The sequence below is a fragment of the Saccharothrix sp. NBAS 001 genome, from assembly GCF_056640475.1.
On sequence record NZ_CM153251.1, the window covers coordinates 8,244,090 to 8,268,702 of the forward strand.

Sequence of the window (24,613 nt, forward strand, 5' to 3'; positions counted from 1 at the left end):
CGACGGTGGGAGGGGTTTCGTGACCAACCAAATGGTGGGTGACCACCGGGTGGGCGACCTGCCGTCGACGGACTGCCCGGTGGAGATCACGCTGGCCGCGTTGCGCGGGCGGTGGACCACGCTGGTGGTGCGGGAGCTGTTTCGAGGGGCGCGCGGGTACGGGGAGTCGGCGGCGACGTTGGCGCTGTCGGACAAGGTGCCGGCCGACCGGCCGGCGCAACTAGTGGCGCACGGGGTGGCGGAGCGCGTGCGCACGCCGGGGTGGCCGTCCCGCGTGCACTACTCGCTCACACCGCGCGGCGAACGTTTGCGCGCGGTGCTGGAAGCCATGTGGGAGTGGGGCTCACCCGAACCCCGGCCGGGCCGTCGCCGCAGCCGCCGCGACGAGCACGTCCACCGAAGCTGAGCACGTCCGCGAGGTGAGGGCGCGCCCGCCGGACAGGGCGGTCGACCGGCAGCGCGGCGACCCGGGCGTCGGTCGGGCACGCGGGCCGGGCGAGTCGGGTGCGCCGCGGACGTCGGTCGGACGCTGGGCAGTGGGACGCCGCCGTATCGGGCGGATTGCGGCGGCGTCCCTGGGAACGGGCCGCGTCGCGGCCCGGGGTCACTGCACCGGCCGGGTGTCGTCGGCCGTGGCTTGTCGGGTTGTGGTGGTCCGGAGAGCACCGGTCGGGTCTGTGCCGGGCGTCGGTCGGGTGCGTGGCCCTGCGGAGTGGGCCGTGCGGGGTGGCGCGGGCTCGGCGGTGGGCGGCGGCTGCGGAGGGCCGCGCCCGGTCAAGCGACCGTGCGCAGGGGGACCACCAGGTACTTCAGCTCCACACCGTCCTCTCCCGGTTGTGAGGTGAGCACGGTCGAGCGCAGACCGTCCTGGATGCGCAGTTCCACCCGCTTGCCGCTGAACGCCCGGAGGGCGTCGGCCAGGTACCTGGCCTGGAACGTCTTGGTGACGCGGTTGCCTTCGATGGTGGCTTTGACCGACTCCTCGGACTCGCCGGTCTGCGGGTCGCTGCCGCGCACCCGCAGCTCGCTGTCCTCGACCTGCAACGTCACGGAGCCGTGCGGGCCGGAGTACGGAGTCGCCCGGCGAACGGCCCCCGCCAGGGCGTCCGCCTCCACCACCACAGTGCTGTCGATGATCGCCTCCAGCAGTTTGCGGGCTCGGTCGTCGGGGAAGGGTGCGGCCAGGAGGGTGGTGCTGACGCTGCCGCCCGGCCACGAGAGGGCGATGCGGTCTTCGTCCGCGTGGATGGTCACGACAGTGTGCTGCGGGAGGCGCGCGACGTCAGCCATTAGAGCGGCGGGAGCGAGGACGTTCAGCGAACCTTCAGCCGACCAGGGGACCGTGGCGAACGCCATCCGGTAGCGGTCCGTGGCGATCAGCTCCAAGTGGTCGCCGACGGCGAGCATCCGGACGCCGGTGAAGATCGGCAGGGCGTCGTCCTTGGACGTCGCGCCGGCCACCGGGGTCAGGGCGCCGGCCAGCACCTCGGCCGGCATCCGGCCGGCCACCGGCGGCAGGGCCGGCACGCCGGGGTGCGACGCCAGGTCGAGCAGCGGCAGGGCGAAGCGGGCGGCGCTGGCGCGCACCGCCAGCCGGGACCCCTCCACGACCAGCCGGACCTGCTCGTCCTCCAGGCCGCGCAACGTGTCGGCCAGGCGGCGCGCGGGCACCAGGACCGCGCCGTCGGTGTGCACGGTCGCGGGCCTGGTCAGCCGCACCGCGTGCTCACGGTCGCTGCCGACCAGCTCGACGCCCTCGGGGCCGGCGCGCAGCACGAGACCGGCCAGCACCGGGTCGAGCACCCTGGTCGGCAGGAGGCGGGCCACCTCGGTCGCGGCGGCGGCGAGGTCGGCGGTGGTCGCGGTCAGGTCCATGGCGAGGACCGTAGCGACCACCACCGACAATCACCGGGTTCGCGCCGGTCGGAGCGGGTGCCGGCAGGTCAGCGGGAGACCAGCGCGACCTCGTCCTGGCGGGGCAGCGGGACGCCCGCGGCGACCGTGCCGCGGAACGCCCAGACCAGCGCGGCGATCGTCAGGCCCGCCGCGGCGGCGGCCAGGAACGCGGCGCCCGTGCCACTGGCCTCGATCAGCTGGCCGCTGAGGAACTGGCCGACGGCCAGGCCCACGGTGACCGCGGTGACCACCCAGCCGAACGCCTCGGTGGCGGTGCCCGCCGGGGCGACCTGCTCGATGGCGGCCGAGTGCGTGGTGGCCTGCGGCGTGATCAGGGTGCCGACCACCAGCAGCGCCAGCCCCAGCCCGATCAGCGTGGTCGGCACCGCCAGCAGCAGCGACAGCAGCGCGAACCCGCCGAGCAGCACCGGCAGCCGCAGGTGCATGGCCTTGGGGAACGGCTTCATCGCGTACAGCACGCCGAACAGCACCGAGCTGACCGACCACAGGCTCAGCAGCAGGCCGCCCAGCCCGAAGTGGCCGGCTTCCTCGGCCGCCGCCGGGACGGCGACCTCGATGAACCCGATGGTCACGCCGAAGCCCAGCGCGGCCAGCGCCACCGTGCGCATGCCCGGCGACGCGAGCGCGCCCAGCAGGCTCCGCTTGGCCGGTTCCGGCTTCACCCCGCGCACCGTCGGGTTCAGCGCGAACCACAGCGCGCCGACCACCATCGACGCCGCGCCGATCACCACGCCGGTGCCCGCCCACGGCGCGGTGACCAGCAGCCCGGCCAGGCCGGGGCCGAGGATGAAGAACACCTCCATGCTGATCGCCTCGTAGGCGTACCCGGCGAGGCGGACCGAGCCGGGCGGGGTCACCCGGGCCCACAGGGCGCGGGACGCGGAGCCGACCATCGGCTCGTTCAGGCCGACCGCGAACGCCACCGGCACCAGCACCCCCAGCGGGGCGTGGGACTCGACCGCGAGCACGGCGAGCGCCACGAACACGGCGAACAGCGACACCGCGCCGAGCAGCGGGCGGGTCGGGCCGAACCGGTCCATCAGCCTGCCCTGCACGATCGAGCCCACCGCCACGCCGATCAGCGACGCCGCCGACACCAGACCGGCCGCGGCGAACGAGCCCGTCTCCAGCTTCACGTAGAGCAGCAGGGAGAGGCCGACCATGGCGATGGGCAGCCGGGCGAGCAGCGACGCGACCACCGGGCCGCGCATGCCGGGAGTGGTCAGGGCGGTGCGGTAGTCGGAGAGGCGGGCAGAGTGGGACATGCGTACCAGTGTGCCGCACACTGGTACGCGCGTACCAGTGTTTTGGGTGGTGTGGTCGGTCACCGGGGGGTCGTTGTGTTGCGATTCGGTCACAACAATGGGATGACCGGGTGAAACCACGCAACGAAAGCGCTGTACAGAAGGTCCTTGAGGGTGAACGGGCTTGAGTTCGGTGGTGGGGGGCGTGCGATCGTTGGCACAACCCCCGCGGGCGCGTTTCGATCGAGGTCAGGCGGGGTAACCAAGCCTCCTTCCGGCGCCAGAGGGTCGGGGCCTGCAAGGTGCCGGAGGTGTGGAGAAGCGCGGTCTGTCGGGGGATGGGCCGCGCAACACAACAAGACCGGTGCGCCGCGTCGGGGGCGGCGCCCGGTCTTGTTGTCCGACGACGATGGCCGGTGCGGTCCGGGGACCTAGCGGGCGCGGCGCGCCAGCCGCTCCGGGTCGAGGATCAGCACGCTCTTGCCCTCCAGCCGCAGCCAGCCGCGGTGGGCGAAGTCGGCCAGGGCCTTGTTCACCGTTTCCCGCGACGCGCCGACGAACTGGGCGATCTCCTCCTGCGTCAGGTCGTGGGTGACCCTCAGCAGACCGGCCTCCTGGCTGCCGAAGCGCTGCGCGAGCTGCAACAACGCCTTGGCGACGCGGCCGGGCACGTCGGTGAAGATCAGGTCGGCCAGCATGGAGTTCGTCCGGCGCAGCCTGCGGGCCAGCGCCCGCAGCAGCTGCTCGGCGATCTCCGGCCGGTTGGTGATCCACTGCCGCAGCGCCGGTCGGTCCATGCTCACCGCGCGCACCTCGGTCACGGTGGTGGCGGTGGACGTGCGCGGACCGGGGTCGAAGATCGACAGCTCGCCGAACATGTCGGAGGGCCCGAAGATCCCCAGCAGGTTCTCCCGACCGTCCGGCGACTTGCGGCCGATCTTCACCTTCCCGGATTGGATGATGTAGAGCCGGTCACCCGGCTCGCCTTCCGCGAAGATCACGTGGCCACGCGGGAATTCAACGGACTCCAGCGTCTGCGCCAGTGCCTCCGCTGCAGCCGGTTCAACCCCCTGGAAAATGCCCGCGCGGGCCAGGGTCTCGTCCACCTCGTCCCTCCTGTCGAGACGCGACGGCTGGTCGAGCGCGTTCCGCCTTCTGGCGGATCAGCGCCTGCCGTCGATCACTGAGTGCAGTCTAAGCGCTGTGGGGTGGATCGCCTTTCGGCGCGCCGCCGCACAGCCCCCGGACAGCCCGAAAAGGCCCACCGGGGGTGACCCCGCGGGCCTCGCCGGTTCTTGCCCCGCTAGCGGCGGGTGCGCCGCTGACGCAGGTTCCTGGCACGACCACCCAGCCTGCGCAGCCGGAACAGCTCCAGCGCGCGGCCGATGCCGTGCCCGTAGAGCGCCCTGACCTCGTCGGGGCGCGCCGATTCGAGGAATTCCTCGACCTCGTCCTCCTGGACGGCGACGTGGCGCAGACGAGCTTCAACGCGCTCCATGAAGAGCGCGAAGAACATGATCACGATCGGAACGGCGATGACGAACCAGGCAGTCATGATGGCTCCGATCCTTGCGCATCCCATGTGGACGCGCATCCGAGGGGGTCTCTGTTTCGGCTTGGGGGTCGTCTTGTATGTGGACGTCCACAGCGGCCGGGTGGTTGCGCGCGGTGGGCGGGTCGATCGGTTGGCGTGAGATCGGCCGGGCGTGTCGGTGGGTGGCAGTAGCCTTCTCTCATGGCTCGCAGCACGGTCAAGAAGCCGGAGACCCAGCTGGGCCTCACCCGGCGCGCTCGTCGGATGGTCCGCGTACTGCACCAGGGCTACCCCGACGCGCACTGCGAACTGGACTTCACGACACCGCTGGAACTGCTGGTCGCCGTGGTGCTCTCCGCGCAGACCACCGACGTCCGGGTGAACATGGTCACCCCGGCGCTGTTCGCGCGCTACCGGAAGGCCGCCGACTACGCCTCCGCCGACCGCACCGAGCTGGAGGAGCACATCCGCTCCACCGGCTTCTACCGGAACAAGGCCACCTCGCTGATCGGCCTGGGCTCGGCCCTGGTCGAGCGGTTCGGCGGCGAGGTGCCGGGCACGCTGGCCGAGCTGGTCACGCTGCCCGGCGTCGGCCGCAAGACGGCGAACGTCGTGCTCGGTGACGCGTTCGGCGTGCCCGGGATCACGGTCGACACCCACTTCGGCCGGCTGGTCCGCCGCTGGGGCTGGACCGAGGAGGAGGACCCGGTCAAGGTCGAGCACGCCATCGGCGCGCTGATCGAGCGCAAGGACTGGACGCTCCTGTCGCACCGCACGATCTTCCACGGCCGGCGCGTGTGCCACGCCCGCACCCCCGCCTGCGGTGCGTGCCTGCTGGCCCCGCAGTGCCCGTCCTACGGCATCGGCCAGGTCGACCCGGCCAAGGCCGAGAAGCTGGTCAAGGGCGAGGAGGCACCGCACCTGATCGCGCTGGCCGAACGGGTGCGGGCGGGGGAGAAGCTGGCGTGAGCCGGGCGGTTCGATGGGCGGCGGTCGTCCTGGTGCTCGCGGTGGCCGGGGTGGTGGCCCTGTGGCCGCGCACCCCGGACACCGACCCGGCGGGGCAGGGCCCGGCCGCCGGCCGGCCCACCCGGGAGCTGGGCCCGCTGCGCGAACGGGCCGCGCTGCGGCCGTGCCCGACCGGGCAGACCGGGCCGACCGTGCTGCGCGGGGTGGGCGCGCGCTGCCTGGGCGACGGCTCCCCGCTCGACGCGTCGGCCGCGCTGGCCGGCCGCGCGGTGGTGAACTTCTGGGCCACCTGGTGCGTTCCCTGTCAAGGAGAGCTGAAGGTGCTCGACGCGTACGCGCGGGAGCCGGGCGCGGTCCCGGTGGTGACGGTGCTGGTGGAGAGCAAGGAGGGGGACGGGCTGGAGCTGCTGGAGAAGCTCGGCGTGCGACTGCCGGCCGTGTTCAGCGAGGACGACGCGGTCCGCAAGGCCGTGCGCCCCCGGCCGGGGATGCCGGTGACCTTCGTCGTCGGGGCCGACGGCACGATGACCGAGGTGACCAGGTACCCCGTGCTGACCAGCGTCGAGCAGGTGCGCGAGGTGGTCGGATGAGCGCCCTGGTCGACCCGGAGGACGTCCCCGGGTGGATGAGCGGGCTGGTCGAGGCCACCGCCGGGATCGACGCCCGCGCGTTCACCCGGATCTCCCCGCCGCCGGACGGCGCGGGCCGCGCGGCGGCCGTGCTGATGCTGTTCGGCGAGGGCCCGGACGGGCCGGACGTGCTGCTGCTGCGCCGCTCGGACACCCTGGGATCGCACCCCGGGCAGGTGGCCTTCCCGGGCGGCGCGGCCGACCCGACCGACGACGGCCCGGTCGACACGGCGCTGCGCGAGGCGTTCGAGGAGACCGGCGTGCTGCGCTCCGGCGTGCGGCCGGTCGCGCAACTGCCCGAGCTGTACGTGCCGGTGTCGAAGTTCGTGGTCACGCCGGTGCTGGCGCACTGGGACGAGCCGTCGCCGGTCGCGCCGGTGGACTTCAACGAGACCGCCGCCGTGGCCAGGGTGCCGATCGCGCACCTGGCCGACCCGGCCAACCGGTTCCGGGTCACCCTTCCGTCCGGCTTCTCCGGACCCGCGTTCTCCGCGCCTGGCATGTTGGTGTGGGGGTTCACCGCGGGGCTGCTCGACGGGCTGCTCTCGCTGGGCGGCTGGGAACAGCCGTGGGACAGGGCGGACGTGCGCGACCTTGAGCTAGCGTTGCGCGCTACGTGACGGAGGGTTGGGCTGCGTGAACTGGGTTGACCTGCTTGTCCTGGCGCTGGCCGCCTTCGCCGCGGTCTCCGGTGCCCGGCAAGGCATGGTCGTCGCGCTGCCCGCGTTCGTCGGGGTGCTGATCGGCCTGGTCCTCGGCACGCAGTTGGCCCCGCTGGTGGTCGCCCAGTTCGAGAACGTCGTCACCAAGGTCGTGTTCGCGGTCGGGATCGTGGTGCTGCTGGTCGCGCTCGGCGAGACGCTGGGCGTGTACGTCGGGCGCACCATCAAGCCCAAGGTCAACTCCAGCCCGCTGCGCGGCGCGGACAACGCGCTGGGCGCGATCGTGCAGGGCGCGGTGGTGTTCGTGGTGGCGTGGATGATCGCGCTGCCGCTGACCATGGTCGCCGGGCTGCCGTCGCTGGCCAAGGCGCTCAACCAGTCGGTGATCCTGTCCACGGTCGACGGCACCATGCCGCAGGCCGCGCGGACGCTGTCCCAGGACCTCCAGAACCTGTTCGACGTGTCGGGCTTCCCGGCGGCGATGGACCCGTTCAACCGGACGCCGCTCAAGGAGGTCGGGCCGCCGGACCCGGCGCTGTCGGCCAACCCCATCGTGCAGAAGCTGCGGCCCAGCGTGCTCAAGGTGCGCGGGCGGGCGCCGTCGTGCTCGCGGGCGCTGGAGGGCACCGGGTTCGTCATCTCACCGGAACGGGTGATGACGAACGCCCACGTCGTGGCCGGGACCAGCGAGGTCACCGTGGAGGTCGGGCGCGGCCAGTTCGACGCGACCGTCGTGCACTACGACCCGCAGACCGACGTGGCCATCCTCGCCGTGCCGGACCTGGAGGCCGAGCCGCTGGTGTTCCGCACCGACGAGATCAAGCAGGGCGAGGACGGGATCGTGCTCGGCTACCCGCTGGACGGGCCGTACACGGCGTCCGAGGCGCGCATCCGCGAGCGCATCCCGATGCTGCGCGGCCCGGACATCTACGACGCGGCGACCGTGACGCGCGACGTCTACACGGTCCGGGCGAAGGTGCGCAGCGGCAACTCCGGCGGTCCGCTGATCGACCCGCAGGGGCGGGTGATGGGCGTGGTGTTCGGCGCGGCCGTGGACGACCAGGAGACCGGGTTCGTGCTCACCGCGCAGGAGGTGGCCAACGAGGTCGCCGACGCCCCCGGCCAGGTCCGCCGGGCTTCCACGCAAACCTGCGCCTCCTGATCACCGGATCTCCACAACCCGCTGCTTGGCTGGTGGCGTGAACGCGATCGGGTACTTGGACGCGGTGGCCCGGCACGACACCGCGCGGGCCTACAAGCAGCGGCTGCTCAGCGCGCTGGACGTGTGGCGGCGGCACACCGTGCTGGACGTCGGCTGCGGTCCGGGGTCGGACCTGGTGGACCTCGCCGCGACCGGCGCGGAGTGGGTGATCGGGATCGACGCCGACCCGGACATGGTGGCGGCGGCGCGGGCGCGCACCGAGGAGTACCCGGCGGTCGCGGTGCACCTGGGCGACGCGGCGGCGCTGCCGCTGGCCGACTCGACGGTGGACCGGGCGCGGTTGGACCGGGTGCTGCACCAGGTCGCGTCGCCGGCGGCGGTGTTCGCCGAGCTGCGGCGGGTGCTGCGGCCGGACGGGATCGCGGTGGTGGCCCAGCCGGACTGGGACACCATCACGGTCGACCCGGGCGACGTGCGGGTGGGCCGCGCGGTGCGGGAGTTCGTGTGCGACCGGGTGGTGCCGGGCGCGACGGTGGGCCGCCGGGTGGCCCGGCTGGCCGAGCGGGCCGGGTTCGAGGTGGACCTGCACGTGACCGCGCCGGTGATCCGGGACTACGCGGCGGCCGACGAGATCCTGGGGCTGCGGCGCAACGCGGAACGGGCCGTGGCCGCGGGCGGGCTCGCGCCGGAGGTGGCGCGCCGGTGGCTGCGCGAACTGGGCACGACGCCGTTCCTGGCGACGTTCCTGCTGTTCACCGCCGTGCTGCGGCCCCGCGCAGGAACTCGGTGATCAGCCGGCTCGTGGTGTGCGGCGCTTCCTGGTGCGGGAAGTGCCCCACCTCGGGCAGGCCGTGGTAGCGGGAGTTCGGGCCGACCCACTGGCCCGAGTCGGCGGCGGTGGTCGCCAGCATCACCGGGTCGTCCGCGCCGTGCAGTTGCAGCACCGGCATGGACAGCCTGCGGTCCACCGCCTCGGCGAACCGGCGGCCGTCGCCGCGCAGTTGCGAGCGCACCGCCCAGCGGTGGTACTCCAGCGCGGAGTGGGCCACGCCGGGTACCAGCATCGCCTCCCGGTTGCGCCGGATCACCTCGTCGAACTCCGGTGACACCGTCCACTTCGGACCGGCCCACGCGGAGATCAGCCGGGCCACCTCCGCGCCGCCGTTGCGGGTCAGCTTGCGCTCGGGCTGGATCGGGACCTGGTAGCGGAACACGTGCGCGCCGGCCCGGCCCTGCCCGCGCGGGTGCCGGCGGATCGCGCGGCGCAGCGCCAGCGGGTGCGGTGCGGCGATCGCGGTGACCGTGTGCACCAGCCGGGGGTGCATGGCGGCGACCGTCCACGCGAGCATCCCGCCCCACGCGTGGCCGACGACGTGCGCCTTGGCCGCGCCGAGCGCCTTGACCAGCCCGGCGACGTCGCCGGCCAGCGTGAACCCGTCGTAGCCGCGCGGGGGTTTGTCCGAGTCTCCGTAGCCGCGCAGGTCGACCGCCGCGGCCCGGAAGCCGGCTTCGGCGAGCGCGGGCAGCTGGTGCCGCCACGACCACCAGAACTCCGGGAAACCGTGCAGCATCAGCACGAGCGGGCCGTCGCCGAGTTCGGCGACGTGCAGGCGGATGCCGTTCGCGGACACGTCGCGGTGCGTCCACGGCCCGGGGATCCGGACCGTCGACGGGTCCGGCGGCAGCCGCACGGCGCTGCTCAGGACTCGTCGCCGCGGTGGGTCAGCGCCGCGACGGTGTCCTTGGCCGACTCGATCGTCCGGGTGGGCGCGCGCAGCTTCTTCACCTTGCGGTAGCCGAGGAACGCGAACGCGGCCACGCTCAGCAGCATCGCGCCGAACACGATCAGGAACGCCGCCCAGCGCGGCAGCCACTCCGCCAGCAGCTCCGCGGCGAAGAAGAAAAAGAAGAAGGAGCTGAACAGCAGGATGGTCAGCGCGAGGATGAAGTAGACGCTGCCCTTGAGCCCCTTCTTCACCTCGCCGGCGATCTCCGACTTGGCCAGCTCGACCTCTGCTCTGACCAGCGTCGACAGGTGCGACGTCGCGTCGCGGACCAGGCCGCCGAGGGACGTCTCCTCCGCGATCTTGGCCGCGCTCTCCGCGGTCAACGGGATCGACGGAACAGGGGGCAGTCCGCTGCCGTTGGTGTTCTCCCGAGCGCTGGTCACCACGTCATCGTGCCATGCACGAGATCCCGGGGCCGCCCGACCGGCGGATCACGCGTCCTCGTCGGCGCGCCGGTGCACCCGGCTGCGCCGCACCAGCAGGACCGAGGCCAGCAGCGACGCCGCCGCGGAGGCCAGCAGCACGGCGGCTTTCGCCTGCTCGGCGGCCTGCCCGTCGAGCGCGAGGTCCGCGATCAGCAGGCTGACCGTGAACCCGACCCCGCCCAGCATGGCCACCGCCACGATGTCGCGCGGTCCCGCGCCGCTGGGCCACACCGCCGCCCGGAACAGCACGGCGAGCGCGGACGCGCCGACGATCCCGACCAGCTTGCCCACCACCAGGCCGAAGATGACGCCGAGCGCGATCTTGTCCTCGAACAACGCGCCGAGCGCGGCACCGCTCACCGGGACGCCCGCCGCGAACAGCGCGAACACCGGCACCGCGACACCCGCCGACCACGGTTGCAGCCGGTGTTCCAGGCGCAGCGCGGGAGCTTCCTGCTCGTAGCGGTCCTTGCGCACCCGGGTGAGCAGCGCGAGCGCGACGCCGGCGATGGTGGCGTGGATGCCCGCGGCGTGCACGGCGATCCACGTGCCGACCGCGATCGGGACGTACAGCCACGGCGTGGTGACCCGCCTGCGCTGCAAGTACGCGTACAACGCCATGAGCACCACGGCGGCGAGCGCCGCGAGCAGGTTGAACTCGGCGGTGAACAGGATCGCGATGAGCAGGATGGCACCGAGGTCGTCCACCACGGCCAGGCTCAGCAGGAACACCCGCAGGCTGCTGGGCAGCCCGGACGCGGTGATCGCCAGCACGCCCAGCGCGAACGCGATGTCCGTCGCCACCGGGATCGCCCACGCCCGCTCGATCCCGGGCTCGCCCCAACCGACGCCGAGCGCGATCGCCGCCGGCACGACCATGCCGCCGACCGCCGCCACCACGGGCAGGACCGCCGCCTTGCGGTTGTTGAGTTCGCCGATCACCAGTTCGCGCTTGAGCTCCAGCCCCGCGACGAAGAAGAAGACCGCGAGCAGGCCGTCCTTGGCCCAGTCGCCGACGCTGAGGCTCAACCCGAGCGACGACGGTCCGATGTGGAAGTCCCGCAACGCCGCGTACGCGCCGCCGAGCGGTGAGTTGGCCCAGATCAGCGCGACCGCCGTGGCACCCAGCAGGACCATGCCGCCGACGGTCTCGGTGCGCAGGTAGCGGGCGAACTCCGCGACGGCGCGGTGCTTGCGGCTCAACGTGGCTCCAGGTGGGTCGGGTACGGGTCATCCTCGTGCCGACCAGACTTCCCGGCTCACCTTGACGGGATTTTAACGCAGAAGGGTGCCCTCCGCGGTGGAGGGCACCCTGTCCGCTCGTGCTCAGTCCTCCGAGGAACCCGACTTCAGGCCCTGGGAGATGAGGTCCATCACGGACGAGTCGGCGAGCGTGGTGACGTCGCCGACCTGGCGGTTCTCCGCCACGTCGCGCAGCAGCCGGCGCATGATCTTGCCGGAGCGGGTCTTCGGCAGCTCCTGCACCACCAGGATCTGGCGGGGCTTCGCGATCGGGCCGATCTCCTTGGCCACGTGGTCGCGCAGCGCCTTGATCGCCGCCGCGCCGTCCGAGCCCTCGGCCACCCCGCCGCGCAGGATGACGAACGCCACGATGCCCTGGCCGGTGGTCGGGTCGGCCGCGCCGACGACCGCCGCTTCCGCCACGGTCGGGTGCGAGACCAGCGCGGACTCGACCTCGGTGGTGGAGATCCGGTGCCCGGACACGTTCATCACGTCGTCCACCCGGCCGAGCAGCCAGATGTCGCCGTCGTTGTCGTACTTCGCGCCGTCGCCCGCGAAGTAGTAGCCCTGCTCGCCGAACCGGGACCAGTAGGTGTCGCGGTAGCGGGCCTCGTCGCCCCAGATGCCGCGCAGCATCGACGGCCACGGCTGGTCGAGCACCAGGTAGCCGCCACCGCCCGCGGGCACCTCGACGCCCTGGTCGTCGACGACCTTCGCGCCGATGCCGGGCAGCGGGCGCTGCGCCGAGCCGGGCTTGGTGGAGGTCGCGCCGGGCAGCGGCGAGATCATGATCGCGCCGGTCTCGGTCTGCCACCAGGTGTCCACGATGGGCGTCTTGCCCGCGCCGACGTTCTCCCGGTACCAGATCCACGCCTCGGGGTTGATCGGCTCGCCGACGCTGCCCAGCACGCGCAGCGTGGACAGGTCGTACTTGGCCGGGATGTCCGCGCCCCACTTCATGAACGTGCGGATCAGCGTGGGCGCGGTGTAGTAGATCGAGACGCCGTACTTCTGCACGATCTCCCAGTGCCGGCCCTCGTGCGGGGTGTTCGGCGTGCCCTCGTAGACGACCTGCGTGACGCGGTTGGCCAGCGGGCCGTAGACGATGTAGCTGTGGCCGGTGACCCAGCCGATGTCCGCGGTGCACCAGTACACGTCGGTGTCCGGCTTGAGGTCGAACACGTTGTGGTGGGTGTACGCGGCCTGGGTCAGGTAACCGCCGGACGTGTGCAGGATGCCCTTGGGGTTACCCGTCGTGCCGGACGTGTAGAGGATGAACAGCGGGTGCTCGGAGTCGAACGCCTCCGGCGCGTGCTGGTCGGACTGGCGGTCGACCAGGTCGTGCCACCACAGGTCGCGGCCCTCGGTCCACTCGACCTCGGAGTCGGTGCGCTTCACGACGAGCACGTGCTCGACGCTCGCCGCGTTGGCCACGGCCTCGTCCACGGCGGGCTTGAGCGCCGCCGGGTTGCCGCGCCGGTACTGGCCGTCGGTGGTGATCACCAGCTTGGCCTGCGAGTCCTCGATGCGGGTGCGCAGCGCCTCGGCGGAGAAGCCGCCGAACACGACGCTGTGCAGCGCGCCGAGCCGGGCGCAGGCCAGCATCGAGAAGATCGCCTCGGGCACCATCGGCATGTAGATGGCGACCCGGTCCTCCGCGCCCACACCCAGCTCGACCAGGGCGTTGGCGGTCTTGGAGACCTCGCGCTGGAGGTCGGCGTAGGTGATGGCGCGGCTGTCGCCGGGCTCGCCCTCCCAGTGGATGGCGACCTGGTCGCCGTGGCCGGACTCGACGTGCCGGTCCACGCAGTTGTAGGCGACGTTGAGCCGGCCGCCGACGAACCACTTCGCGAACGGGGCGTTCGACCAGTCCAGGACCTGCGTCCACCTGGTGTCCCAAGCCAACCGCTCCGCCTGCTTCGCCCAGAACGCGTCGCGATCGGCCGCTGCCTCGTCGTAGAGCGCCGGGCCGGCGTTGGCCTGGTCGGCGAACTCCGGGCTCGGCGGGAACGTCCGGTTCTCGGTGAGCAGGTTGTCCAGGGCCGGTCCCTGGGCTTGCGGCTGGGTCATGGTGCGAGGACCTCCTGAATCCGTGGGGGTGCGCACTGACGGTAGTGCGATCCGGCTCACTGCGCACCCAAAAGGTTCAGACCAATTTCAAGCATGGCCGAAACATCCGGGTAACTGTGTAACCCGGCGTGGGCCTGCCTGACCATTGTGATCCCGCTGGATGGCACAACCCCTGCGACCAGCGGCGCGATTCGTGAGCAGGCTCACGCTCCGAGACGGGCCTTGGCGGCCGGCCACTCGGGTGCGGTCATCGAGTACACGACCGTGTCGCGCAACGTCCCGTCCGGTCGGATCCGGTGTGCGCGCAGCACGCCCTCGCGGGTCGCGCCCAGCCGTTCGATCGCGCGCTGTGACCGCTCGTTGAGGCCGTCGGTGTGCCAGCCGACGCGGTGCGCGCCCAGTTCCTCGAACGCCCGGGTGAGCAGCAGCAGCTTCGCGTTGCGGTTGAGCGCGGTGCGCTGCCAGCGCGCGCCGATCCACGTGAAGCCGATGTACAGGCCCCGGTGGGCGGGGTCGATGTCGTAGTACGACGTGGTGCCGGCGACCTCGCCGGTGGCCGGGTCGACCTGCGCCCACGCCCGGCGGTCCGGGTCGGCCAGGATCGTCTCGACCATGGTCCGGGCCTCGGCGGGCGTGCGCGGCTGCCGCAGGCTCAGCCACGTCCAGATGTCCGGGTCCTTGCCCGCTTCGAGCAGTCCTTCGGCGTGGTCGACGGACAGCGGCTCCAGGCGCACGTGCTCGCCGACGAGGGTGGGGCGGTCGTACCAGGTCATGTCCTCGACCCTAAGCGCCCCAGTGGCCACTTGTCACGGCTATTGCCGAGGTGTTTCGAGAGGCCACTTACCGGCGGGTAGTGTGCTCCGGCGTGACCGATCCGCTTGCTCCGCTGCTGGACCTGCCCGGTGTGGCCGACGCCGTCCAGTCCGCCCGCGACGCCGTGTTCCAGGTGCACCGGCACCGGGTCAACCTGCGCGGCTGGGCGACCACGGCGGCCGAGGCGTCGGTGCGCGCCGCCCGCGCCTCGGCGGCCCTCGACGGCGGGCCCACCGCGATCCCCCCGGACGGCGCGGTCGCCGAGCCGGTGCTGGCCGGGGCGCTGCGGGTGGCCGAGGCGCTCGGCGTGGTCCTGCCGACCTGGCAGCGCGCCCCGCTGCAGGCGCTGGCCCGGCTGCACGTGCTCGCCGGCGCGGACCTGGGCGTGGAACGCGGCCGGCCGCGCCCCGCGCCCGGCATCTCCGAGCGGCTGGACCTGCTGGCCGGCCTGGTGACCGGCGGGACGTCCGCGCCCGGACCGCTGGTCGTGGCCGTCGTGCACGGCGAACTGATGGCGCTGGCCCCGTTCGCCACCGCCAACGGCGTGGTGGCGCGGGCCGCGTCCCGGCTGGCGTCCATCGCCACCGGGCTCGACCCCAAGTCGCTGGGCGTGCCCGAGGTGGCCTGCCTGCGCCGGCAGCACGACTACGCCGCCGCGCTGCACGGGTTCTCCACCGGCGAGCCCGACGGCGTGGCGGCCTGGGTGCTGTTCTGGTGCGAGGCGCTGGAGGCCGGTGCCCGCGAAGCCCGCGGCATCGCGGACGCCGCCTCCGCCTGACCGGGTGCTAGAGCAGCTCCTTGAGCACGGCGGCGGCGCGCTCGGCGTCCTCGAACGAGTTGTAGAGCGGTGCGAAGCCGAACCTCAGCACGTCCGGCGGGCGGTGGTCGCCGATCACGTCGCGCTCGATCAACCGCCGCATCAGCGACTGCGCGTCCCGGTGCCGCAGCGACACCTGGTGGCCGCGCCACTCGTCGGCCGGGGTGATCACCTCGATCCCCGGCAGGTCCTCGACCAGGTCGCGGAAGTGCGCGGTCAGCGCCAGGCCCTTGGCCCGGACGTCGCGCAGGTCCACCTGGTCCCAGACGTCCAGCGCGGCGTCGAGGGTCAGCATCGAGACGATGTCCGGGGTGCCCGCGCGGGCCCGCGAGACGCCGGGGTCGGGCGTGTAGTCGGGCGTCATCGCGAACGGGGCCCGGTGGCCGGTCCAGCCGGTCAGCGGCTGGTGGAAGCCGGGCTGCGCGGCCGTCGGGACGTAGATGAACGCGGGTGAGCCGGGGCCGCCGTTGAGGAACTTGTAGGTGCAGCCGACCGCCAGGTCCACGTTCAGCCGGTCGAGTTCGATCGGCAGCACGCCCACGCTGTGGCACAGGTCCCAGACGACCTTCGCGCCCGCGTCGTGCGCCCGGGCGGTCAGCGCCGCCATGTCCAGCAGGCGCCCGGTGCGGTAGTCGACGTGGTTGAGCAGCACCGCGGCGGTCCGGTCGTCCGCGGTCAGGTGCTCCGGGTCGACCGGGCGCAGGGTCAGGCCGGTCAGCTCGGCGACCGACCGCGCGATGTAGCCGTCGGTGGGGAACGTGCCCGCGTCCACCACGATCTCCGACCGGTCCGTGCCGTGCACCGCGCCCATCAGCGCCTTGAACAGGTTCACGCTGGTCGAGTCGGCCACGACCACCTGGCCGGGCGCGGCCCCGACCAGCCGGCCGATCCGGTCGCCGACCCGCTCCGGAGCCTCCCACCAGCCCTCCGACCAGCTGCGGATCAGCCGCCGGCCCCACTGGTCCGCGATGACGCCCTGGACCCGGGCGGCCACGTTGCGCGGCAGCGCGCCCAGCGAGTTGCCGTCCAGGTAGACGATGTCGTCGTCCAGCTCGAACAGGGCGCGGACGTGCGCCAACGGGTCGTGGTTCACACGTAGCTCCTCGCGGTCCACAGCTCCGGGAAGATCGACCGGCGGGTGCGCTTCTCCAGCCACGCCACGCCCGCCGAGCCGCCGGTGCCGACCTTCGACCCCATCGAACGGCGGGTCGCCAGCAGGTGGTCGTAGCGCCAGCGGGCGAACTCCTCGGCGAGGTCGGTCAGCGCCTCGCCCAACTCCAGCAGATCACGGGAGCCGCCGCGATAGATGTCCGCCCACACGCGCTCGACGTCCGCGTTCGGCTCGTAAGGCTCGGCGACGTCCCTCTTGAGCACTTCCTCGGGGATCGCGAGGCCGTGCCGGTGCAACGCGGCCAGCACGTCGTCGTAGACGCTCGGCTCGCTGAGCAGCGCCTCCAGGGCGTCGTGCTGGGCGGGCACGGCGCGGTGCGGCACCAGCATCGACCGGGACTTCTCGCCGAGCAGGAACTCCACCTCGCGGTAGCGGCCGGACTGGAAGCCGGAGCCCTCGCCCAGCGCGTCCCGGAACGAGTTGAACTCGGTCGGGGTCATCCGGGCGATCGGCCGCCACGCGGCGTTCAACGCCTGGAGGTGCAGGTCGCTGCGCTTGAGCGTGCGCACGGCGGCGCGCAGGTCGTCGTCCCGCAGCTCCTGCTGCGCCTGTCGCCACTCGAAGCAGAGCAGGCCGAAGTACAGCTCCATGATCTGGGTGATCACCAGGAACGACATCTCGCGCGGGTCCTGGGACCACTGCTGCTGCAACGAGTGCAGCACGGAGGCGTGCACGTAGTCCTCGTAGGGCGTCGTGCCGCCGAAGTCCAGCTTGGGTGCGACCGGGCATTCCATGACTTCATCATGGCTGCCGTTTTGGCTGATCTGAATGGGTGTCGAGGCCGATTCGCGGCAGAAGTTCTTATGGATGAAAGTGGATTTTGCGGATAGCTTTCGGTTCATGAGCGTGGAGCTGGACCGGGTCGACTGGGCCTTGCTGGAGGCGTTGCAGGAGGACGCGCGGCTGTCCTACAACGAGCTGGCGCGACGGGTGCACGTGTCGCCGCCGACCGTGGCGCAGCGCGTGCGCCGGCTGGAGAACGCCGGGGTGATCACCGGCTACCGGGCCACTGTCGACCCCACGGCGGTGGGCCGGTCCGTGGTCGCCCTGGTGCGGATGAAGTGCTACGGGCCCCGGTGCATCACGGTGCACCCGGAACTGCTCGACGACTGCCCGGAGGTGGTCGAGGTGGTGCGGCTGACCGGCGACATCTGTTCCGTCGTCAAGGTCGTGACCAGCTCGATCATCGAGCTGGAACGGCTGCTGGTGCGGTTGGGCGGCTACGGCGAGACGTCCTCGGCGATGGTGCTGTCGACGCCTATCCCGTGGCGCCCGGTGACAGCAGGCTGAGCGCCTGCCGGACGTGGCCCTCGGAGGCGTCCAGCGCCTCGGCGGCGCGCGCTGCGGGCACGTCGGCCAGCAGGTGCACCAGCGCCACCTTCAGGTCGCCGCCCGCGTCCGCCAGCGCCGACGTGCACTCGTCGTCGCCCAGGCCGGTCGCCTCGCGCAGGATGCGGACCGTGCGACCGCGCAGCTTCGCGTTCGTGGCGCGCATGGAGACCATCAGGTTCGAGTACGTGCGGCCCAGCCGGACCATCACCGCCGTCGAGAACGAGGTGAGCACCAGCTTCTGCGAGGTGCCCGCCTTCATCCGGGTCGAGCCGGCGATCGCCTCCGGGCCGGTGTCGACCGCGATCAGCACGTCCACCTCGACCGGCGGCGCGATCGGGTTGTTCGAGACCAGGACGGTGTGCGCGCCCAGCGTGCGGGCCTCGGCCAGCGCGGCCACCACGAACGGCGTGCGGCCGGACGCGGTCACGCCCAGCACCAGATCGCCCGCCGCCGCGTGCCTGCGGATCTGCGCGGCACCGCCCGCCGCCGCGTCCTCGACGTCCTCCACCGCTTTGACCAGGGCTTCCGAGCCGCCCGCGTGGTGCGCGACGAACCAGTCCGGCGGGGCGTTGAAGGTCGGCACCAGCTCGGCGGCGTCCAGCGTGGCCAGCCGGCCGGACGTGCCCGCGCCGACGTAGTGCACCCGGTGGCCCGCGCGCAGCGCGCCCACCGCCAGGTCGGCGGCGCGCGCCAGCTCCGGCAGCACGGCGGCCACCGCGTCGGGCACCTGGTGGTCCTCGGCGTTGATCAGCCGCAGCACGTCCAGCGTGGACAGCCGGTCGATGTCCTCGGTCCGGGGGTTGCGGGCCTCCGTGGGCGACTCCACCCGGACCGCGACGTCGGGCCGGTGCGGCGTCATTTACCGGTCTCCCGGCGCCGCCTGCCGTCCGGGCGGGCGCCCAGGCGGTGGCCCGACACCGCGTCGTAGGTCGCCTCCAGCGCGGTCTTGGCGCTGTCCACGTGCAGCTGGGCGACGCCGATGAACAGGCAGTCGATCACCGTGAGCTGCGCGATCCGGCTGGCCATCGCGCCGGAGCGGAACGTCGTCTCGCGGGCCGCCGTGGTCAGCACGTGGTCGGACACCTCGCTGATCGGCGAGCGCGGGAAGTTCGTCAGCGACACCGTGGTCGCGCCGTGCTCCCGGGCCACCCGCAGCGCCTCGACGGTCTCCGAGGTCGAGCCGGTGTGCGAGATGCCGACCGCCACGTCCGCCCCGGTCAGCACGGCGGCCGACGTGAGCGCGATGTGCGTGTCGTTCCAGGCGAAGCACGTCCGCCCGATCCGGTGCAGCTTCTGCTGGAGGTCGAAGGCCACGAACGCGCTCGCGCCGAACCCGTAGACGTCGACCCGGCGCGCGCCGGCGACCAGTTCGACCACCTGCTGGAGGGTCTCCACGTTGAGCTGCTCGGCGGTCTCCTCGACCGCGCGGGCGTCCGCGAACGCCACCTTGCCGACCACCTGGCGCAGGTCGTCGCCGGGGCCGATGTCGCCGCCCAGGTCGCGGTCGGTGCGCGCGGCCGTGCGGGCGGTGTCGGCGGCCAGCGCGATGCGCAGCTCCGGGTACCCGCCGACGCCGATGGCCTTGCAGAACCTGGTCACCGTGGTCTCGCTGGTGCCGGCGGCCTCGGCGACCTCGGTGATGCTGCGGTGGGCGACCGTCGCCGGGTTGTCCAGCACGACCTTCGCGACCCGCTGCTCGGCGCGGGCGAGGCCGGGCAGCAGCGAGCGGATCTTGACGAGGGGGCCGGCGTTGTCGGTGCTCTCGGTGGACACGTGGGAAACTTACTAACCGTCCAACCGAAAATCAACGCGCAGTGGCCGGATCTCACCCCGACCGCCGCTTATTCCCACCCGGTGGCGTGGGCTGTTCGGCCACCGGCCCACTAGCGGTCGGCCGAACGCCACCCGTCGCCGGACAACGCCCCCGGATCGCGCTCGCCGTCGAGCAGCACGCCGCGCCGGTCCGACACCCGCACGCCGTCGACGTACGCGCCGCGCCCGCCGTAGCCGTCGCCCCGGACGTGGAGCCAGCGGTAGGCGCTCGCCGACGTCGTCGTGAGTTCCACGCGTTCCCAGCGGCGTGCACCGTATCCGGTCAACGTCTTCAGGTCGCGCCACGACGTGCCGTCGTCACTGGCCTGCACCACCACCCGGTCGCCCGGGTCGAGGTCGACGAACGCGTCGAACGCGAGCGTCTGCCGCTCCTCGCGGACGTCGACGGCGGCCGTGGTGAGCGTGCCGAGGTGCGTCGTCGCGGTCCACGCCGTCCGGCCGTGCGCGGGGCGCACCGCGAGCGCCCGCGCCAGCCCGTCGGCCACAGCCCGCCGCGCGGGGTTGATCGTGCCCCAGTCCCGGCTCGGGTGCACCCGGTTGGTCAGCAGGATCGCGATCGAGCCCGACAGCGGGTCGAGCACCAGCGTGGTGCCGGTGAAACCGGTGTGGCCGGCGGCTTTCGGGGACGTCAGCGCGCCCATGTACCAGCGCTGGTCGAGTTCGAAGCCGAGGCCGTGCGAGTTGCCCGGGAACTGCTGGTTGAAGTCGGTGAGCATCATCTCGACGGTGCCCGGCCGCAGGATGCGCCGGCCCCGGTACTCGCCGCCGTTGAGGATCGCCTGGCCCAGCACGGCCAGGTCGGCGGCGGTGGAGAACACCCCGGCGTGCCCGGCGACCCCGCCCAGCGACCAGGCGTTCTCGTCGTGCACCTGGCCCCGGACCAGGCCGCGGTGGGCCTGGAACTCGGTCGCCGCGATCCGGTCGAGCTTGTCGGCGGGCGGGTTGTAGCCGGTGTCGGCCAGGCCGAGCGGGTCGGTGATCTCCTCGCGGACCAGGGCGTCCAGCGGTTTGCCGGTGAGCCGCTGGACGAGCAGGCCGAGCGTGATCAGGTTCAGGTCGGAGTAGGTGTAGGTCGAGCCCGGCGGGTTCTTCGGGGCGACCTCCAGCACGGCCTTGAGCCGGGCCGGGACGTCGGGGTAGTTCGACCACAGCGGCAGCCAGGGCTCCAGGCCCGAGGTGTGGGTGAGCAGCTGGCGGACGGTGATGGCGGCCTTGCCGTTGACGCCGAACTCCGGCAGGTACCGGGCGACCGGGGCGGCCAGGTCGAGCCGGCCCAGCTCCTGGCGGCGCATCACCACGATCGAGGTGAACAGCTTGGAGATCGAGGCGAGGTCGAAGATCGTGTCGGAGCGCATCGGCACCCGCCGGCCCTCGGGCAGCTCGGTGCCGGCGGCGTCGGCGTAGCGGACCGCCCAGCCGGCGGGTTCGCGGGTGGTGACGACGCCGTCGTGGGCGAGCAGCGTGACCGCCCCGGCGAACAGCGGGTGGCCGGACGCGTCGGGCGCGGTGAAGCGCCGCACCTGCTCCAGCGCGGCGGCGATCGGCCCGGGGTCGAGCCCCGCGTGCTCGGGCGCGCCCGGCCGCAGCACGTCGTGCGACCACCCCCGGCGAACCACGTCGAACCGCCCCCGCCGCCCGTCCGGAACCCGCCCACCGCTCGCACCCGCCACCCCGACAGCATCCGGTGCGGCGTCGCCGGCTCGTCCGCCGGTCGGGGTGGCGTGGGCCGGGGTGGCGGTGGCGAGGAGGGCGAGCAGGGTGGCGGTCAGCAGGGTGCGCACGGTCGCTCCTTCACCGGTAGTGCAGGTAGTCGTGGCGCAGACGGGTGAAGGCGGCCAGCTCGTCGCGCCACGCGGCGACCACCTCGTCGGTGCCCGCGCCCGCGTCGACCATCCGGCGCAGCCGGTCCGAGCCGGTCAGCTTGTCGATCCAGAAGTCCGGCCGCCAGGCGAACACCCCGGGGTAGCGCGACCGCGCCGTCACGATCATCGCCACGGCGGCCCGGATCGCGTCGAACTCCCCGGGTCGGGTGACGTGCAGCGCCACCCCGCCGCACGCCTGGCCGGTGAACTTGCCGAAGGTCGGGGTGAAGTGCGCTTCCCGGAACCGGACGCCCGGCAGCCCCGCCGCGTTCAGGTCCTGAGCCCACCGCCAGTCGATCCCCGGGGCGCCCACCGTCTCGAACGGCCGGGTGGTGCCCCGCCCCTCGGAGAGCACCGTCCCCTCGAACAGGCACGTGCCGGGGTAGACCAGCGCGGTGTCGCGGGTGGGCATGTTCGGGCTCGGCGGGACCCAGGGCAGGCCGGTGTCGAGATCACCGCGCCGCCAGCCCCGCGCCCACACCCGGCGCAACCCGACCCGGCCGCCGTCGCGCGGCAGGAACTCGCCGTTGAACAGGGCCGCCAGCTCGCCGACCGTCAGACCGTGCTGCTGCACGATCGGCTTGCGGCCGACGCCGGTCGCGTACGCCGGGTCGAGCTGCGGGCCGCGCGCGGTGCCGCCGACCGGGTTCGGCCGGTCCAGCACGACGAACTCGGCCCCGGTCGCGGCGGCGGCCTGCATCGCCGTGTACATGGTCCAGATGTAGGTGTAGAACCGCGCGCCGACGTCGGCGATGTCGAAGACCACCGTGTCGACGCCCGCCTTGGCGAACATGCGCGCGAGCTTCGCCGCGTCCGCGCCGTACGCGTCGTACACCGGGATCCCGGTGCGCGGGTCCAGGAAGTCGCCCTCGGACCCGCCCGCCTGGGCGGTGCCGCGGAACCCGTGTTCCGGCCCGAACGCGGCCTTCGGCGCACGCCCGGCGGCCACCATCGAGTCGACCACGTGCGTCTGGTCGCGTAAGACCCCGGTCGGGTTCGTGACCACCCCGACCGCGCGCCCGGCGAGCGAGCGCCACCCGTCCGCCGCCGCGACCTCGGCCCCGGTGGCGACCCGCTCCGCCGCGTCGGAGCCCCCTGCGGCGACACCCGTTGCGGTGAACCCGGCCGCACCGACCGCGGCACCGGCCAGCAGCCGCCGCCGCGAGACCCCGGACGTCACCAGGTCACCCCGTGCCCGATCGGGTACGGCGTCGGTCCGGGCACGGCGACCGGCAGCCGCCCGCCCGGCCGCACCTCGCCGGTGATCACCTTCGCCACCGCCGCCATCGACCCGGCCCCGGCGGAGTAGGTGGCCAGCCAGTTCGGCACGGCGGTGTGCGCCACGTCGTACGGGTTCCGCACGGCCACCGCGACCACCGGCGTGCCCAGCGCCGACAGCTCGGTCAGCAACGCCTGTTGCGCGGGTTCCCCGGCCAGCCCGTTGGTCAGCACCACCACCAGGTCCGCGCCTTCCGCCGCCCGCACGGCGTCCGCGATCCGGTCGTCGGTCGGGGCGTCGCCGGTGGCCAGGGCGGTGCCGCCGAGCAGGTCGGCCAGGGTCCGGGTGGCGGTCTCGCCCCACCCCGTCACCAGCGCGGACTTCGGCTTGAGCGGCAGCGATCGGTTGCGCACGACGGTGACCGTGCGGTCGGTGATGGCCTGCGCCTCGGCCAGGTTGCGCGGGGCTCCGACCACCTGGTCCACCCGGCTCTCGTCCACCAGCGGGTCGCCCAGCGTCCCGCGCAGGAACTTCATCCGGAGCACCCGCAGCACGCTCTGGTCGATGCGCTTCTCGGTCAGCTCGCCGTTGCGCACGGCGGCCACCACGCTGTCGACGGCGAGCCCGAGGTCCACCGGCATCAGCAGCTGGTCGACGCCCGCCTTCAGCGCCAGCACCGGGATCTCCGCGTCCGGGTGCAGCTGCCGCACGCCCGCCATCGCCAGCGAGTCGGTGATCACCACGCCGTCGTAGCCGAGGTCGACGCGCAGCAGGTCGATCGCGGGCTTGGACAGCGTCGCGGGCTCGCCCGACGGGTCGATCCGGGGCAGCCGGATGTGCGCGGTCATGATCGAGTCGATGCCGGCGTCGATCGCGGCCTTGAACGGCGGGGCGTCGATCGCGCGCCACTGCTCGACGGTCCGGTCCACCCGGGGCAGGGTGGTGTGGCTGTCCTCGGCGGTGTCGCCGTGGCCCGGGAAGTGCTTGGCGGTGGCCGAAACGGCGTCCGGGGACAGCGCCCGCTGCTGGTAGCCGCGCACCTGGGCGGCGGTGAAGGCGGCGGCCAGCGCCGGGTCGGAGGAGTAGGAGCGGACGCCGATCACCGGGTTGGCCGGGTTGGAGTTGACGTCCGCGTCCGGCGCGAAGTTCTGGGTGATCCCCATGGCCCGCAGCTCGCGCGCGGTGATGGCGGCGGCCCGCTCGGCGTCCCGGGTGCTGCGGCCCGCGCCGAGCGCCATGTTGCCGGGGAACTGGGTGGCGGGCGCGCCGATCCGGGTCACCAGGCCCATCTCCTGGTCGGTGGAGATGGCCAGCGGGATGCGGCTCGCGCGTTGCAGGCCGTTGGACAGGCGCGCGATCTGCGCCGGGGTGTCGATGTTGTCGCGGCTGGGGTTGTCGAAGTAGACGACCCCGCCGGGCTGGTACTTGGCCACCACCTCGGCCGGGGTGCCCACGCCGAAGTCGCGCTGGTTGCCGGGGTGGACCTCGTCCGGGGCCTGCCCGTGCACGTAGGTGACGAACAGCTGGCCGACCTTCTGCTCCAGGGTCAGCCCCCGGATCACGTCGGTCACCTGCGAGTCCCGGTCCGGCGCGGCGGCGGCCGGGTGCACCACGAAGGACGCCGCGATCGCGGCCGCGGCGACGAGCGGACGGAGCACGGTGTCCCCCTCGCTTGGCAATCTTCCACCACTTGGTGGCCCTATTCGGCAAGTTACCCACGTCACAGGAACGGGTCAACGGGTTGCGCTGCGTAGGAATTGTGCGGACGGGCACCGACGATCGCCGGGCCGCCGGGATCACTCGATCGGGCGGTTCCGCGGCGGAGGAGCCGGACCTGGGCACGAAAACAGGCCGCGCCCCTCACCTAAGCGAGGGGCGCGGCCTTCAGCGCGGGCTTTCGAGTTACCAAGCGTGCAACTCGTGTC

Annotated in this window: 24 protein-coding genes; 8 read left to right on the forward strand and 16 right to left on the reverse strand. The window is 73.0% G+C overall.

The annotated features are described in order from the left end of the window. Positions 1–19: 19 nt before the first annotated feature. Complete coding sequence (locus AC0HI0_RS36470) at positions 20–406, forward strand: winged helix-turn-helix transcriptional regulator (RefSeq protein ID WP_480928020.1); 387 nt, start codon at positions 20–22, stop codon at positions 404–406. 368 nt (positions 407–774) lie between these two features. On the opposite strand, the gene dnaN is transcribed toward AC0HI0_RS36470, so the two are convergent. The 4 genes from dnaN to AC0HI0_RS36490 all read right to left on the reverse strand — a co-directional run bounded on the left by dnaN (position 775) and on the right by AC0HI0_RS36490 (position 4,716). Further along, entirely contained in the window at positions 775–1,875 is a 1,101-nt protein-coding gene (gene dnaN, locus AC0HI0_RS36475; RefSeq protein WP_480928021.1) for a DNA polymerase III subunit beta, read from the reverse strand. 68 nt (positions 1,876–1,943) lie between these two features. Next, positions 1,944–3,182, reverse strand: coding sequence for an MFS transporter (locus tag AC0HI0_RS36480; protein WP_480928022.1), 1,239 nt, complete (start codon positions 3,180–3,182; stop codon positions 1,944–1,946). A gap of 410 nt (positions 3,183–3,592) precedes the next feature. Next, positions 3,593–4,267: a Crp/Fnr family transcriptional regulator gene (locus AC0HI0_RS36485; RefSeq protein WP_015097742.1), complete on the reverse strand. Its 675-nt coding sequence runs from the start codon at positions 4,265–4,267 to the stop codon at positions 3,593–3,595. A 197-nt stretch (positions 4,268–4,464) separates the two neighbouring features. Continuing rightward, on the reverse strand, positions 4,465–4,716 hold the full coding sequence (locus AC0HI0_RS36490) for a hypothetical protein (RefSeq protein WP_015097743.1): 252 nt from the start codon (positions 4,714–4,716) through the stop codon (positions 4,465–4,467). A 180-nt stretch (positions 4,717–4,896) separates the two neighbouring features. On the opposite strand from AC0HI0_RS36490, the gene nth reads away from it, so the two are divergent. From nth to AC0HI0_RS36515, 5 genes are read left to right on the forward strand one after another with little or no spacing between them, the layout of a single operon-like run. Further along, positions 4,897–5,664 (forward strand): endonuclease III, encoded by a 768-nt coding sequence (gene nth / locus AC0HI0_RS36495; RefSeq protein WP_480928023.1) that lies wholly within the window; start codon positions 4,897–4,899, stop codon positions 5,662–5,664. Continuing rightward, on the forward strand, positions 5,661–6,254 hold the full coding sequence (locus AC0HI0_RS36500) for a TlpA family protein disulfide reductase (RefSeq protein ID WP_480928024.1): 594 nt from the start codon (positions 5,661–5,663) through the stop codon (positions 6,252–6,254). The genes nth and AC0HI0_RS36500 overlap by 4 nt, the downstream gene beginning before the upstream one ends. Continuing rightward, positions 6,251–6,913 (forward strand): NUDIX hydrolase, encoded by a 663-nt coding sequence (locus AC0HI0_RS36505; protein WP_480928025.1) that lies wholly within the window; start codon positions 6,251–6,253, stop codon positions 6,911–6,913. Before AC0HI0_RS36500 ends, AC0HI0_RS36505 begins: the two co-directional genes overlap by 4 nt. Positions 6,914–6,929: 16 nt before the next feature. After that, positions 6,930–8,117 carry a MarP family serine protease gene (locus tag AC0HI0_RS36510; RefSeq protein WP_480928026.1) on the forward strand — a complete coding sequence of 396 codons (1,188 nt, stop codon included), beginning with the start codon at positions 6,930–6,932 and terminating at the stop codon, positions 8,115–8,117. A 37-nt stretch (positions 8,118–8,154) separates the two neighbouring features. Next, positions 8,155–8,907: a methyltransferase domain-containing protein gene (locus AC0HI0_RS36515; protein ID WP_480928027.1), complete on the forward strand. Its 753-nt coding sequence runs from the start codon at positions 8,155–8,157 to the stop codon at positions 8,905–8,907. Here AC0HI0_RS36515 and AC0HI0_RS36520 read toward each other — a convergent pair. The 5 genes from AC0HI0_RS36520 to AC0HI0_RS36540 all read right to left on the reverse strand — a co-directional run bounded on the left by AC0HI0_RS36520 (position 8,870) and on the right by AC0HI0_RS36540 (position 14,414). Next, on the reverse strand, positions 8,870–9,808 hold the full coding sequence (locus tag AC0HI0_RS36520) for an alpha/beta fold hydrolase (protein WP_480928028.1): 939 nt from the start codon (positions 9,806–9,808) through the stop codon (positions 8,870–8,872). The two genes, AC0HI0_RS36515 and AC0HI0_RS36520, sit on opposite strands and share 38 nt — an antisense overlap. A gap of 8 nt (positions 9,809–9,816) precedes the next feature. Next, positions 9,817–10,287, reverse strand: a complete 471-nt coding sequence (locus tag AC0HI0_RS36525; protein WP_480928029.1) for a phage holin family protein — start codon at positions 10,285–10,287, stop codon at positions 9,817–9,819. A gap of 48 nt (positions 10,288–10,335) precedes the next feature. Beyond that, the gene (nhaA, locus tag AC0HI0_RS36530) at positions 10,336–11,532 is read right to left on the reverse strand and encodes a Na+/H+ antiporter NhaA (RefSeq protein ID WP_480928030.1); all 1,197 of its coding nucleotides are present in this window, start codon (positions 11,530–11,532) and stop codon (positions 10,336–10,338) included. 123 nt (positions 11,533–11,655) lie between these two features. Beyond that, on the reverse strand, positions 11,656–13,641 hold the full coding sequence (gene acs / locus AC0HI0_RS36535) for an acetate--CoA ligase (RefSeq protein ID WP_480928031.1): 1,986 nt from the start codon (positions 13,639–13,641) through the stop codon (positions 11,656–11,658). A gap of 203 nt (positions 13,642–13,844) precedes the next feature. Continuing rightward, the gene (locus AC0HI0_RS36540) at positions 13,845–14,414 is read right to left on the reverse strand and encodes a GNAT family N-acetyltransferase (RefSeq protein WP_480928032.1); all 570 of its coding nucleotides are present in this window, start codon (positions 14,412–14,414) and stop codon (positions 13,845–13,847) included. 92 nt (positions 14,415–14,506) lie between these two features. Between AC0HI0_RS36540 and AC0HI0_RS36545 the strand changes: the two genes are divergently transcribed. Next, positions 14,507–15,232, forward strand: coding sequence for a Fic family protein (locus tag AC0HI0_RS36545; protein ID WP_480928033.1), 726 nt, complete (start codon positions 14,507–14,509; stop codon positions 15,230–15,232). A gap of 7 nt (positions 15,233–15,239) precedes the next feature. On the opposite strand, the gene kynU is transcribed toward AC0HI0_RS36545, so the two are convergent. Continuing rightward, entirely contained in the window at positions 15,240–16,364 is a 1,125-nt protein-coding gene (gene kynU / locus AC0HI0_RS36550; protein WP_480928034.1) for a kynureninase, read from the reverse strand. Continuing rightward, entirely contained in the window at positions 16,361–17,176 is an 816-nt protein-coding gene (locus tag AC0HI0_RS36555) for a tryptophan 2,3-dioxygenase (RefSeq protein WP_480928035.1), read from the reverse strand. Before AC0HI0_RS36555 ends, kynU begins: the two co-directional genes overlap by 4 nt. Positions 17,177–17,282: 106 nt before the next feature. Between AC0HI0_RS36555 and AC0HI0_RS36560 the strand changes: the two genes are divergently transcribed. Then, a complete protein-coding gene (locus tag AC0HI0_RS36560; RefSeq protein WP_480928036.1) occupies positions 17,283–17,732 on the forward strand; it encodes an Lrp/AsnC family transcriptional regulator in 450 nt (149 codons plus the stop codon). On the opposite strand, the gene AC0HI0_RS36565 is transcribed toward AC0HI0_RS36560, so the two are convergent. The 5 genes from AC0HI0_RS36565 to AC0HI0_RS36585 form a co-directional block, all read right to left on the reverse strand. Further along, on the reverse strand, positions 17,701–18,633 hold the full coding sequence (locus AC0HI0_RS36565; RefSeq protein WP_480928037.1) for an N-acetylmuramic acid 6-phosphate etherase: 933 nt from the start codon (positions 18,631–18,633) through the stop codon (positions 17,701–17,703). The genes AC0HI0_RS36560 and AC0HI0_RS36565 overlap by 32 nt on opposite strands. Next, complete coding sequence (locus tag AC0HI0_RS36570) at positions 18,630–19,547, reverse strand: MurR/RpiR family transcriptional regulator (RefSeq protein WP_480928038.1); 918 nt, start codon at positions 19,545–19,547, stop codon at positions 18,630–18,632. Before AC0HI0_RS36570 ends, AC0HI0_RS36565 begins: the two co-directional genes overlap by 4 nt. Before the next feature lie 110 nt (positions 19,548–19,657). Next, positions 19,658–21,388: a serine hydrolase domain-containing protein gene (locus AC0HI0_RS36575; protein WP_480928039.1), complete on the reverse strand. Its 1,731-nt coding sequence runs from the start codon at positions 21,386–21,388 to the stop codon at positions 19,658–19,660. A gap of 10 nt (positions 21,389–21,398) precedes the next feature. After that, positions 21,399–22,649 carry an exo-beta-N-acetylmuramidase NamZ family protein gene (locus AC0HI0_RS36580; RefSeq protein WP_480928040.1) on the reverse strand — a complete coding sequence of 417 codons (1,251 nt, stop codon included), beginning with the start codon at positions 22,647–22,649 and terminating at the stop codon, positions 21,399–21,401. Further along, positions 22,646–24,346, reverse strand: a complete 1,701-nt coding sequence (locus AC0HI0_RS36585) for a glycoside hydrolase family 3 protein (protein ID WP_480928041.1) — start codon at positions 24,344–24,346, stop codon at positions 22,646–22,648. The genes AC0HI0_RS36580 and AC0HI0_RS36585 overlap by 4 nt, the downstream gene beginning before the upstream one ends. Between the last annotated feature and the right edge of the window lie 267 nt (positions 24,347–24,613).